Source organism: Rhizobium sp. BK399, assembly GCF_014194695.1.
Lineage (GTDB): Bacteria > Pseudomonadota > Alphaproteobacteria > Rhizobiales > Rhizobiaceae > Rhizobium.
In genome coordinates this window covers 1-11429 of the sequence record NZ_JACIAH010000027.1, presented here as the reverse complement: position 1 = coordinate 11429, position 11429 = coordinate 1, and the positions used below count along the sequence as shown (strand labels likewise).

Below are 11429 nucleotides of genomic sequence, written 5' to 3'. Positions count from 1 at the left end.
GGAGAAGATGCAATGAGACATGAACTTGTAGCCGTTTGCCTCCTGCTTGCCTCTGCACCGGCAGCCCTTGCCGACGTGCCGGTCATTGACAGGACCAACTACCAGGTGGCGAAGCAGACCGCCGAGACCACGGACAAGATCCTGGATACCAACAAGAACATTCTGACGACCGTCCAGGACACATTGAAGGCGGTCACCGGAGATCGCGGTAGCACGGCAGCCCCCTTGAAGGATCTCGCGGTCGGTAACGGCTTCAGTGCTTCATCGATCCCATCCCTTGACGGTATCCTGAAGCAGGGGGCGCCGAATTTCGGATCCTTGAACGGTGATGTCGCAAGAGCAGCAGCAACCTTCGTCAACGGGCTGCAACTCGTCAAAAGCCTGTCGGGAAAGGATGAAAGCGGCTTCTCCGGCGATAAATCCTATGAGCAGCTCGTCAACACGGTGCTTGGCGTCTCAGCCCTCATCAACGGCTCCCAGACGGCACTTAAGACCCGCCGCAATGCTTTTCAGCAGGCTGGAGCGCATATTGGTGCGGCCGAGGACATCAAGGGATCGATCGACCAGAATACCCAGTTGCAGGTGCAATCCGGCCTGACGCTTAACGAGATGATCGGAGTGATGAATGGCGCCGTGTCATCGTTGCAGGCCGAAAACCAGCGCCGGCTTACCGATATTTCGAACACCAAGAAACTTCTGAGCTTAGGCAAGTAGAATGATCCAAAAGCTTTTGGTCATTGCCGCAGCCTGCGCTGTTTTCCTGACGGGCTGCGGCAGCGCAAGGGAAAAGTCCGCTCCGTGCAAACGGCCAGGCCCGCTTGCCTATGCCCCCGATCCAAGAAGCGATTGCGGCGCCATGCACCGCCTTAACGATCCGGTGGCCGCGTTTGACGCGATCGGCATTGTCGATCCCGCCCGGAAGGACAGCCGGTAATGCAGGACTTCCTCGGCGACCTTCTTCAGCGCATCGAAGAGACAGGATCGAGCTTTTCGGCGCAGGCCTATACTGTCGTCGGTGATGAGCTGATGCCGCTCCTTCGCGTCATGTTCATGGCCTATGTCGCCTGGTACGGTTTGCAGCTCGTCATGGGCACGTCACGACTTTCCGTCGGCGAGGTCATTGGCAGGCTCGTCAGGATGATGCTGATCCTCACCCTTGTCAGCTCCTGGGCAAATTTCGACAATCTCTTCTATCGCTGGCTCAGCGACACGCCTGAGGATGCCGGTCGCGCCATTCTGGCTGCCTCAGGCACGGGGATTACCGAGCCGACAAACGGTCTGTCGCAGATCTGGAACACCGCCAATGAAGCAGCATCGGTGTTTGCGGAACAGTCCGGCTATTTCTCCATCCTGCCAAGCATGATCGGTATCCTGATCATGGCGGGTGCTGGCATCTTCATCGCCATAGCGCTTGCCATCCTCATCCTTGCCAAGGTCATGCTCTGGGTCCTAATCGGCACCGCTCCGATCTTCATCGCCTGCCTGCTGTTTGACCGGACGCGGGCCTACGGCATGGGCTGGTTCAACCAGGTGCTGACCTATGCGCTGATCCCGCTCTTCATCTACGTCATTGCTGCCTTCCTGATTTCCGCGATGGATCCGGAGCTGACGAAGATCGACGCAGCAAGCAATTCCCGCACGCTGACACTTCCCGACATTGCCGGCTTCCTGCTGCTCAGTCTCGCCGGCGGATTCGTGATGCTTTACATCCAGTCGATCGGGCAAGGGATCGCAGGCGGTATCGCCTATGGCGTCGGGAGCGCTGCAACAAGAACGTCGGCCCTGCTTGGGTTGCGACTTCCGATCAACGCAGCGGGTGCAACGACAGGCGGCGCCAGGCGCGCCTATCGCGCTGGCCGTTCACTCTCAAGCCGCTTCACCACGAACGATAATAATCCCGCTGCTTCCGGCGCGCGCAACGCCATGCAAGCAAAAATTTCCAGACAGGGCCTTCCCGGCTGAACCATCACAAAGAGCTTGAACGATGGCTGACACAAAGGAACTTGATCTTCGCACCTATTACCAGAGCGGAGACATCTGGGAACAGGAAATCGTCAAGAAGGCGAAGCGATCGCGAACGCTTGCCTGGCTGGTGACCTCGGTCTTCGCAGGCATTACGGTGCTTGCCCTTTCGGCGCTCGTCCTCATCGTCCCGCTCAAAAGCTTCGAGCCTTATATCGTCGAGGTCGACAGGAATACCGGCTATGTCGAAGTCAAGAGTGGCCTGACCCGGCCCGCCAGTCTCACCGACCAGCAGGCGATCACCCAGGCCAACATCGTTCGCTACATCCGCTCCCGCGAGGGTTATGATCCCTACGCCATCGAAGAAAATTTCGGGGTTGCCGCATTGCTGTCGACCGGCAATGCCGCGCGCGAGCTGAAGGAGCTTTATAGCGCCGCCAATGCGAAGAATCCCGCAAGGGTCTTTGGCAAGAACAGGAAGGTGACAACCGAAATTGCATCGGTGACGTTTCCGAACAGCTCGACCGGGATCGTCCGTTTCTCGACAAGTGAAATTTCCGACACGGATACCATCACCCGCCATTGGATTGCCGTGGTGCGCTATCGCTACACCGATACGCCTGCGACCAATGAGTGGCGCTTTGAAAATCCGCTCGGCTTTCAGGTCTATGACTACCGGCGCGACCAGGAAACCGTGACGGAGAATAACCAGTGAGAGGCTATAGAATGATTGCCGCGGCTCTCGCCGTTCTTGCGCAAGCCCTGCCTTTGGCAAGTGCGGAGACACCATCCGCCGGCCGGCTTGATCCGCGTGTGACCCGTGTCGTCTACCAGCCCGAAAACGTCGTGCGGGTCTCCGCCACTTACGGGATTTCGACCATGATCATCTTCGACGAGGACGAGACGTTCGAGACCATCGCTGTTGGCGACACCGAAAGCTGGGACGTGGTGCCGACGGACAAGGGCAATATTCTCTTCGTCAAGCCGAAGGCAAGGAATGTAGCGACCAACCTCAACGTCGTGACCACGAAAAGGATCTATTATCTGGAGCTCGACGACTTTGCGCCCGAGGACAAAAGACAGGTCTTCGGCATCCGCTTTGTCTACCCGGACCGGGACCTGAACAGGTCTCTCTTGAAAGAGGCAGAAGCCCGCGCCTCCTATCCGAACATCTCAGGCATCGACAAGGCCAACGTCAACATAAACTATTCGTTCTCCGGCAATCCCGGCCTGAAGCCGCTGATGGTCTTCGATGATGGCAAAAAGACCTTCTTCAAGTTCGGTTCCAAGGTGCCGGCAATCTTTGCCGTCAACGATGATTTCAGTGAGACGCTTCGCAACATGCGGCGCGAAGCAGACTACCTCGTCGTTGACGGCACGGCGGTCCAGTACACGCTGCGCGATGGAAATGACTGGACCTGTATTTTCAATTTGGGACAACCGGACTTCGGCGGGCCGGATCCGGCAATCCTTGGACCCTCCCCGGAGGACAAGGCAAGCATTCGTCGAAGGAGCGGCAACTGATGCAGCGCTCTCCGGAACTGGAAGCAATGCTTGCCGCCGATGAAGCCGAAGTGCGTGACAGGCACGTTCGAGGAAAGCGCATGCTTGGCGGCACTGCCCTTGTGCTTGGCGGAGCAGCGCTTGCCTATGTCTTCGTTCTTTCGCCGCAAAAGCCGGCTCAAAATGCCCTGCAGGAAGACGAGGAGTTTTCCACCACGACGTTCAGGCCACCGTCATTCCTGCGCGAGGAGAAAAAGGAAGTAGCACCCCCGGCCGACAACATCATCCAGATCCCCGAGCCACCACCGCCGCCCCCCGCACCCGAACCCGAGGCGAGCGAGTTCAATGTCCCTCCCCCTCCGGCGCCAGCGCCGGCTGTCGACGCGGCTCCTTCCGAAGCGGATGTGTTCCCGGAACGATACCGGTCAAAGCAGATCGTCGCCGACATCGTGGCAACGGCAAGCGATGCGGCATCGGTGAACAGTAACGAGGCCGGCGGAGCAATCGTTGCCGGCGAGGACCGCAACAGCAAGTATCTGGCTGCGGCATCCGCCATTGCCGACCGATCGGCCAAGGCTCGCCAGATTGCCCGCATCGATGCGCTGATCCCCGAAGGAACCCTTATCCCTGGCATTCTCGAGACCGCTGTAAACAGCGATCTCCCGGGACAAATCCGCGCCATCACATCTCAGGATGTCTATTCCTTCGACGGTCGCCGGGTGCTGATCCCGACCGGCACGCGTCTGATCGGCGAATACCAGTCGGATATCACGCGCGGACAAAAGCGGATTTTCATAATCTGGACGCGTTTGCTGCGCGATGACGGGGTCTCGGTTCGGCTGAACAGCATAGGTGCCGACAGTCTCGGACGCTCCGGCCTCACCGGCCGGGTTGACAACAAGTGGCGCGAACGCTTCGGCTCCGCGATCCTGCTCTCCATCGTCGGTGCAGGCTCGTCCTATCTGACCGGGTATGGCAGCAACCAGTTTGCCACAGGCAGCGATGGGTATTCCCGGTCGGGCGAGGCGGCCGACCTCGCGCGGCAGACAATAGCCCAGACATTTTCCGACATGGCCAACCAGGCGCTTTCCGAAAACCTCAAGATCCCGCCAACGATCAGCGTCCACCAGGGCGAGCGCATCTTTGTCTACGTCCGCCAGGACCTCGACTTTTCCGCCATGTATCCGGATCCGGTCCAGGAAGCACTGAAGGAAATCAAGCATGAGCGAGGCCTTAATCAGGACCGTTTCCGGTAACGACCCACACTACTTCCTGCGCCGCGCGCTTTCGCCGCTGGCAGACTTTCTTGGCGATCCATCCGTCATGGAGATTTCCGTCAATCGTCCTGGCGAGGTCTTCGTCGAACGTCTCGGTGCCTCGGCAATGGAATTCCACGCGATCCCGGCACTGACGTGCGCGCAGATCGAGCATATCGGAGAGCGGGTTGCGGCTGCCAGCAGCCAGTTCATCAGCCGCGCCAATCCTTTGTTGAGCGCTGCATTGCCGTCCGGCGAACGCATTCAGATCATACTGCCGCCAGCAGCACCCGACGGCGGAGCACTCTCGATCAGAAAGCAGGTCATCAATGACCTGAGCCTCGCCGACTACCGGAACAGTGGCGGGCTGGACAGGGTTTGCGTAACTGTCGGTGGTCCGAGCGAGACTGAACATCACCTGACGGCACTGCTTCAGGCCGGCTCCATCCACGACTTTATCGAAACCGCTATTCTGCGCCGCGTCTCCATTCTGATCAGCGGCGGCACCTCGACCGGAAAGACCACCTTCCTGAATGCCTGTCTGAAGTCGGTGGATGAACACGAGCGCATCCTGACACTCGAGGATACACGGGAGCTTTTACCGTCGCAGCGCAATCGCGTTCATCTTCTCGCCTCTCGCGGCGATCAGGGCACGGCTCAGGTGACGATCCAGTCGCTGCTTGAGGCAGCACTGCGCATGCGGCCCGACAGGCTGTTTGTCGGCGAAATCCGCGGTGCGGAGGCATTCGCGTTCCTTCGTGCCATCAATACCGGTCATCCCGGTAGCATGTCGACCGTGCATGCCGATACGCCGATGGGCGCCTATGAGCAACTCGCCATGATGATGATGCAGGCAGGCATGACGTCCGGTTACTCCAGGCAGGATCTGATGTCCTATATCCGCATGGTCATCCCGATCGTCATCCAGCTTCGGCGTGACGGAGGTCGTCGCGGCGTTTCCGAAATCCACTATGCGCCACAGTCGACATGAGCCGCTCTTACCTCGTTACCTATTTCTGTTTCTGCCTGCTGATCGCAGTCGCCATCTGGATGCTGAGTTACAGTCTTATCCTGCAAATCGTCTGGAGGGATGGCCGGATCCTGAGGCTGATGACGACAACGGACCCGCTTGCCCCCATGCGTCAGTTCATTGCCTATGCAGATAACAGGTCGTTGCAGGTCGCAGCCCTTTCCGCATTGCTTCCTGCAGTCGCCGCAGGGGCGGCGGCGGCCGCCTTTGGGATAAGACGAACATCGAACCCGCTTGGTGATGCCGCCTTCCAGGACGTTGCCTCACTCCGACGCGCCGGCTGGTTTCGTCGCGACGGCCATATCTTCGGCCGACTGGGCGGGCGTATCCTTCGACGCAAGGACGACCGTCACCACCTGATCATTGGGCCGACCCGCTCCGGAAAGGGTGTCGGTTACGTGATCCCGAATGCCCTGATGTTTAAAGGCTCGATGATCGTCTCAGACCTGAAAGGCGAAATATTCGAGCGCACCGCCGCCTACCGGAAGGCAAGAGGCAACCAGGTTTTCTTGTTTTCGCCAGGTGCGTCGAGGACCCATCGCTGGAACCCGCTGGATTTCGTGCGGGCAGATCGCGGCGAAAGGACCATCGACATCCAGAATATGGCGGCAATTCTCATCCCCGAGTCCGCCGGATCTGATAATGCCGTCTGGCAGGGACTGGCGCAGCAGGTAATTGCCGGCGTCATCAGTTATGTCCTGGAGAGCCGGCATTATCGCAACCGGCGCAATCTCGGCGAGGTCAACGCCTTCTTCAACACCGGTGAGGACCTGCAGGTCCTGATGAAATCGCTCAAGGAGAAAGAGAAGGATCTCTCCCGCTTCACGCTCTCCAGCTTCAACGCATACATCGCGCTCAACGAGCGGGCAGCCCGCTCGGCCCTCCTCGATATCCAGAAAGCGCTGGCGCCGTTCCGTAACGAACGCGTTGTCGCAGCGACCGCCGTCACCGACATGAACATCGTATCCCTCCAGCGCCGACCGGTGACGATCTATCTTGCACCCAACATCACCGACATGACCATCCTTCGACCGTTGCTGACCCTCTTCGTGCAGCAGCTGATGGATCTCCTGACACGCGACCATGATCCGAATGCCGTGCCGGTCTATTTCCTGCTCGACGAATTCCGGCAGCTAAAGCGCATGGACGAAGTTCTTAACAAGCTCCCCTATATCGCAGGCTACAACATCAAGATGGCTTTCATCGTCCAGGATCTCAAAAGCATCGATGAGATCTACGGAGAAACGACCCGCCATTCACTGCTTGGCAACTGCGGCCTGCAACTGATCCTCGGTGCCAATGATCAGGCAACAGCGGAATACGCCTCGCGCTCGCTCGGCAAACGGACGATACGCTATCAATCGGAAACACGCACGATCGAGCGCCTCGGCCTTCCGCGTCGAACCAGGGTCGAACAGATCCGCGAACGCGACCTGATGATGCCGCAGGAGATCCGGCAGATGCCGGAAGATCGGGCAATTCTCCTCGTCGAGGGTCAAAAGCCGATCCTGGCAGGCAAACTGCGCTACCACGCGGTCGAGCCGTTCAAAAGCGCTGCAGCCCATGGAACCTACGCCAGCGTCGAGATCCCCGAAATCGATTTGCCGCCGAACTCCACCGTGCCGGATATGGTGGCAGATCGCGAGGAACTAGCGACCGATCTCCAGCAAGAGCAAGGACCTGTCGTGGACGAACCCGTGCCGGCGCCCGTCGTCATTGCAGAAGCGGTCAACGACGAGACATCCGTTGCATCGGCACGGTCCCGCTCCGTCGTGACCGCAGGCAGCCCCGGTTCCGAAGCAAGACTTTCGATGACCGCATTGCGCCTTGATGCAATTGTTGCAAGAACTCTTCGCGACACTGCTCTGACGGCCGAGCAACGCGTGAGCATCCAGGAAATTCTCGCAAACACAGTGCCGGACCCCACCGATGTCGGTCTCGAATCCGTCGACGATGACGTGAGCTGAACAGCTGAGAAAACCTGGCGCCGACTGTTGCCTCGTTTTCCGCGAGGATGCCGAGTAAGTGCCGCCGGGCCGACTATTGACGACGAACGTGTCGCCGCTGGCGCTTGCGCCATCAATCAAAGACCTCGGAGAGCCACGCCCGTGATCATGCCGGCACATCGCAAGTTCTGCCGGCGGTGACGCAAAGCGACAAGCGTTGTGCACTGCCGCGGTTCAATGCGCAATCGTACCGATCTGCACGAACAGCAGCCTTCACCTGCAGGCCAAAAGCAGTACGGTGTCACGCGGATCCTGTCCTTGCCGCAGCGCCAGCGCAACAAAGAGGCAGTACCCGTCAAACCTAGAGTCTCCCGAAGTTTGATGCGATGAAGTAGAGCCCTGAATTACGGCCGGATCGATCGGGCAGCGAAGGCATCGTGCGAGCGTTTCTCGGTGATTGCCTGGCTGTGTCCCCCGTTTTGACAAGACGCTCCACTGCGGTCTCGATGAGGCTTGTCTGACCCAAGACCGCCTCGCCTTGCTCGGCTCGTTCGGCATGGCGCAACGGCCGGCTCGTTTTCTTCCCCTGCCGGCCAGGGCCGTCATTCCTCGCGATGACAAGAAAGCCTCGACCAGGCCGTCCTCCACTTCGTTGCGGTCTTTGAAGATGCGCGCCGCCCGTCTTCGGTCTCATCGACAGCCATCGAGACCGCGATGGGCGCGGTCCGATCAACAGAAGGAAGACAGCAATGGCAACCATCGGCTCTTTCACCGCTTCCAGCGACGGCTTCACCGGCACGATCAAGACCCTCAACCTCAATGTCAAAGCCAAGATCGTTCGCGTCGAACGCTCGTCGGAAGACGCCCCGGACTTCCGGGTACTGGCCGGAACGGTCGAGTTCGGCGCCGGGTGGCAAAAGCAGGCCCGCGAGAGTGAACGCGACTACATCTCGGTCAAGCTCGATGACCCATCGTTTGCAGCACCGATCTACGCGACCCTGGCCGAAGTCCAGGGCCAGGAAGGACTGCAGCTCATCTGGTCGCGCAGCGCCCGCAGATAGGCCACGCAATGAGGCCCCGCCCAGATCCGGGCGGGGCATTTCCCATGTCACCTGTTGAGCGCGCCGTTCAGATTGCTTTTGTGAAGCCGGTTATTACCGGCGGAGGCTCGATCGTCGCGTCGCTCCCGGCTAACGCCCTGCGCCTCGCCGCCTCCTTCGCCTCGAACTTACGAGAACCCGGCCAGCGCTCTTCGCAACGTTTCACGGCGCCTGCGGTGATCATTGCAGGACCACCACTTCGACAGATGCCAGGTCCGGGACATCAGACGGAATTGTTCTGCAGCGGCAGCGAAGGCATCTCGCCATCTGCAACTCGCCAGATCCATGCCGAGAGGTCAGGTCTTGCGACGAGCATCTCCTTAATCCCCGCTTCGAATGCCTCGTCGGCCGACGGCGGCACGATATAAAGCGCGACCGGCTGCGGCTTCATCTCAGGCAAGGTCGCATTGGCAAAAGGCTGACCGCGGCTAAGATCAAAGCGCAAACCTTTCACAGATTTTGTCCGCAGGCGGGCCAGACGTTCGACGAGCTGTCGCTCGTAGGCACTCTCGATCGGCAGCCATTGTTCGCTCACGCTCATCAGTGCGATTTCGTTGACGGTAAGGATGCCAGCGTCTCCGCTCGCAATTGTCGCGATCATCATCAAATGCGAAGTCTCGCCAGATTGCCAAAGTTTGAGCTCCGGCTCGAAGCGGCGCTGAACGTTCTTCCAGGTTTCCTCCTCGAGATGAAGACGAAACCCGGGCATATGCCTGATCACGATCTGTCGACCATTTCGCGCCCCCGCGAAATCCTTGACCTCGCCGACAAGGATCATCAGCCGCCCTGATCCCGCTGATGGCTGGAAAAGGCGCCGGAGCTTGTAGGAGCGTCGCTCTTCGATCGCAAGCTTGTCCTCGGTCTTGAAGGGCTCGGGTATCAATAGGCACTCAGAAAGAGCCTCGCCTCTGACCGTCATGTGGCCGGCCGCGTCGACCAAATGATGATAGACCTGCCACCAGTGACGCCTGCCGCTCCAGTTTGCCGTCCATTCCGTCAGCCCGCTTTCATGCCACAGGAAATGCAGGAGCGCGCGCAGCGACAGTTTCTTGCCCTTGATCTTAACGCTTTTGGCGCCCAGCGAGGCGGTCGCTGCACGTGCTGTCGCTGCCCGCTTTGTCAGCGCGAAATCCAACTTCAAAGACGCCAGTCCGTCGGCCCCGTCCAGCTTGATCGCGCTGCCCAGCAATGGACCCAGTCCTGACAGATCGTAGGGCAGCTCGTAGGATGGGCAAGCCGGATCATGACGGCCACCAGTCAGCGGCATGCGCTTGACGACGAGCTGTTCGCCGACATCTGCGATGTACATTTCCACACCGGGATCCCGGCAGAGGCAGAGGGGGCGGACGCGTCTGCTATAGGCATCGCCCAGAAGTTCCGCAAACGCCCTATGATCTTCACTGCACTCGACACAGTCGAACCGATAGCGCCTCGTCACGACAGCACCCTTGGCACCCGGACGCAAGGGAAAAACTGGTGCCACACGAGAGCTAAAACTGTCAGCTCAGACCGGGCCAGTGTGCCGGGTGGGCAAAGCCAGCTCAAGGCCGCACGGCCCCTCCGATTTTCTCTCCGCTTCGCTGCACTACGCTGCGACAAAATTGGTTCCTCCGCACGCCGGCTCTGCCGGTCGCATGCGCGCCTTGACCTGTCTCTCCCCGCCCTGCCTGCCGCCGTCATCTGTCACATCAGTCACGGAGACGACGATGACCATCGACCAGCACATCGAAGAACTGCGCGCCGAGGCCCGCAATGCCGAAACGCTTCTGGAGCGCAAGGCGATCGAAGCCGAACTCGAACTGGCGCTTGCCGAACGCGAAGTCATCTGGGCCGAACTCGACGGCCGCATCGAGCCGGAGCCGCCGTTCTGAGTCGGCTTTGCCCCTTGTTGATCGAAGCCCGCCGGATCGACCGGCAGCCTTCGATGCTGTCTCTCAATAGCCATTGTCTTGCAGATAGATGTCGATGGCCGCCTGCAGGATCGCGGTCATCTTCACATCGTTCTCATGGGCCGCCCGCATCAACCTCTCCTTCACCGCCTGCTCCAGCGGCACGTTGACGTAGAAGCGGACTGCCCGGTCCTTTGCCCGCTTCAGGTTCTTAAGCCGCCGTGCAGCCTCCTGCTGTTCGCTGCCACGTTTTGCAGCGCGGCCGCGCCGCTCCTCTTCAGGGAGCCGAGGTAACAAGGTTTCCGTTGCCTGCGGCGGCAAGGATTTGGCCGTGTTCGTCAGCGGAGCCCTGCGATTATCTGCCGCCCCGACACTGCGTTTCGCATCCACCAGGGTTCGATTGGCTTCCGGCTCGCGGCGCGGTGCAAGCGAGAACTGCTCAATGTCGATTGTGTCCTTGCTCACGCTGCCACCTCATCTGATGCCGCCACCCGCCGCAGCTCGATCTCCTCGACCAGGGCCTTTACCTCAAGGCGCGCCTTGCGCACGCTTTCGGTCAGATCTTGCATCTGCAGCGTGCCAAGACCGTTCTGGATGTCACGGTAGACGTTGCGCTCGAACAGCTCCGTCTGCAGCAGCATGGTCTGGTAGTTCGCCTCGATGAGGCCAGCGACGAAAGGACGAATGAAGCGGTAGGCTGCAAGGCTTCGGCCAGGCAGGGTAATTCGGGTGCGAACGTTCAT

Annotated in this window: 12 protein-coding genes and 1 pseudogene; 10 read left to right on the top strand and 3 right to left on the bottom strand. The window is 59.7% G+C overall.

Translation table 11 applies throughout. From position 1 onward, the window contains the following. The first annotated feature begins 12 nt into the window (after positions 1–12). The 9 genes from FHT97_RS29190 to FHT97_RS29150 all read left to right on the top strand — a co-directional run bounded on the left by FHT97_RS29190 (position 13) and on the right by FHT97_RS29150 (position 8758). On the top strand, positions 13–714 hold the full coding sequence (locus FHT97_RS29190; protein WP_183865018.1) for a type IV secretion system protein: 702 nt from the start codon (positions 13–15) through the stop codon (positions 712–714). Between the two features lies 1 nt (position 715). Next, the gene (locus FHT97_RS29185) at positions 716–934 is read left to right on the top strand and encodes a hypothetical protein (protein ID WP_183865017.1); all 219 of its coding nucleotides are present in this window, start codon (positions 716–718) and stop codon (positions 932–934) included. Next, the gene (locus FHT97_RS29180; RefSeq protein WP_183865016.1) at positions 934–1962 is read left to right on the top strand and encodes a type IV secretion system protein; all 1029 of its coding nucleotides are present in this window, start codon (positions 934–936) and stop codon (positions 1960–1962) included. The genes FHT97_RS29185 and FHT97_RS29180 overlap by 1 nt, the downstream gene beginning before the upstream one ends. 22 nt (positions 1963–1984) lie before the next feature. Beyond that, a complete protein-coding gene (locus FHT97_RS29175) occupies positions 1985–2677 on the top strand; it encodes a type IV secretion system protein (RefSeq protein ID WP_183865015.1) in 693 nt (230 codons plus the stop codon). Between the two features lie 11 nt (positions 2678–2688). Then, the gene (locus FHT97_RS29170) at positions 2689–3486 is read left to right on the top strand and encodes a TrbG/VirB9 family P-type conjugative transfer protein (RefSeq protein ID WP_183758825.1); all 798 of its coding nucleotides are present in this window, start codon (positions 2689–2691) and stop codon (positions 3484–3486) included. Further along, the gene (gene virB10 / locus FHT97_RS29165; protein WP_183865014.1) at positions 3486–4721 is read left to right on the top strand and encodes a type IV secretion system protein VirB10; all 1236 of its coding nucleotides are present in this window, start codon (positions 3486–3488) and stop codon (positions 4719–4721) included. The genes FHT97_RS29170 and virB10 overlap by 1 nt, the downstream gene beginning before the upstream one ends. Next, on the top strand, positions 4687–5712 hold the full coding sequence (virB11, locus tag FHT97_RS29160) for a P-type DNA transfer ATPase VirB11 (RefSeq protein WP_183758806.1): 1026 nt from the start codon (positions 4687–4689) through the stop codon (positions 5710–5712). Before virB10 ends, virB11 begins: the two co-directional genes overlap by 35 nt. Next, positions 5709–7718 carry a type IV secretory system conjugative DNA transfer family protein gene (locus FHT97_RS29155; protein WP_183865013.1) on the top strand — a complete coding sequence of 670 codons (2010 nt, stop codon included), beginning with the start codon at positions 5709–5711 and terminating at the stop codon, positions 7716–7718. The genes virB11 and FHT97_RS29155 overlap by 4 nt, the downstream gene beginning before the upstream one ends. Positions 7719–8446: 728 nt before the next feature. Then, positions 8447–8758, top strand: a complete 312-nt coding sequence (locus FHT97_RS29150) for a DUF736 domain-containing protein (protein ID WP_183865012.1) — start codon at positions 8447–8449, stop codon at positions 8756–8758. Positions 8759–9020: 262 nt separating this feature from the next. Here FHT97_RS29150 and FHT97_RS29145 read toward each other — a convergent pair whose 3' ends face one another. Further along, positions 9021–10235, bottom strand: coding sequence for a DUF1173 domain-containing protein (locus tag FHT97_RS29145; RefSeq protein WP_183865011.1), 1215 nt, complete (start codon positions 10233–10235; stop codon positions 9021–9023). Between the two features lie 268 nt (positions 10236–10503). Here FHT97_RS29145 and FHT97_RS29140 point away from each other — a divergent pair, with 268 nt between their 5' ends. Further along, positions 10504–10668, top strand: a complete 165-nt coding sequence (locus FHT97_RS29140; RefSeq protein ID WP_183865010.1) for a hypothetical protein — start codon at positions 10504–10506, stop codon at positions 10666–10668. Positions 10669–10731: 63 nt separating this feature from the next. Here FHT97_RS29140 and FHT97_RS31275 read toward each other — a convergent pair whose 3' ends face one another. Together FHT97_RS31275 and FHT97_RS29130 are read right to left on the bottom strand one after the other, a co-directional pair. Next, a complete protein-coding gene (locus FHT97_RS31275; protein WP_183865009.1) occupies positions 10732–11151 on the bottom strand; it encodes a hypothetical protein in 420 nt (139 codons plus the stop codon). Beyond that, a pseudogene (locus tag FHT97_RS29130) lies at positions 11148–11429 on the bottom strand (ParA family protein); the annotation flags it as partial. The gene FHT97_RS31275 and the pseudogene FHT97_RS29130, both read right to left, overlap by 4 nt.

Excerpts from the sequence above, each read along its gene's own strand:
- FHT97_RS29190 (WP_183865018.1), top strand. The coding sequence starts at position 13 with ATGAGACATGAACTTGTAGCCGTTTGCCTCCTGCTTGCCTCTGCACCG.
- FHT97_RS29185 (WP_183865017.1), top strand. The coding sequence starts at position 716 with ATGATCCAAAAGCTTTTGGTCATTGCCGCAGCCTGCGCTGTTTTCCTG.
- FHT97_RS29180 (WP_183865016.1), top strand. The coding sequence starts at position 934 with ATGCAGGACTTCCTCGGCGACCTTCTTCAGCGCATCGAAGAGACAGGA.
- FHT97_RS29175 (WP_183865015.1), top strand. The coding sequence starts at position 1,985 with ATGGCTGACACAAAGGAACTTGATCTTCGCACCTATTACCAGAGCGGA.
- FHT97_RS29170 (WP_183758825.1), top strand. The coding sequence starts at position 2,689 with ATGATTGCCGCGGCTCTCGCCGTTCTTGCGCAAGCCCTGCCTTTGGCA.
- virB10 (WP_183865014.1), top strand. The coding sequence starts at position 3,486 with ATGCAGCGCTCTCCGGAACTGGAAGCAATGCTTGCCGCCGATGAAGCC.
- virB11 (WP_183758806.1), top strand. The coding sequence starts at position 4,687 with ATGAGCGAGGCCTTAATCAGGACCGTTTCCGGTAACGACCCACACTAC.
- FHT97_RS29155 (WP_183865013.1), top strand. The coding sequence starts at position 5,709 with ATGAGCCGCTCTTACCTCGTTACCTATTTCTGTTTCTGCCTGCTGATC.
- FHT97_RS29150 (WP_183865012.1), top strand. The coding sequence starts at position 8,447 with ATGGCAACCATCGGCTCTTTCACCGCTTCCAGCGACGGCTTCACCGGC.
- FHT97_RS29140 (WP_183865010.1), top strand. The coding sequence starts at position 10,504 with ATGACCATCGACCAGCACATCGAAGAACTGCGCGCCGAGGCCCGCAAT.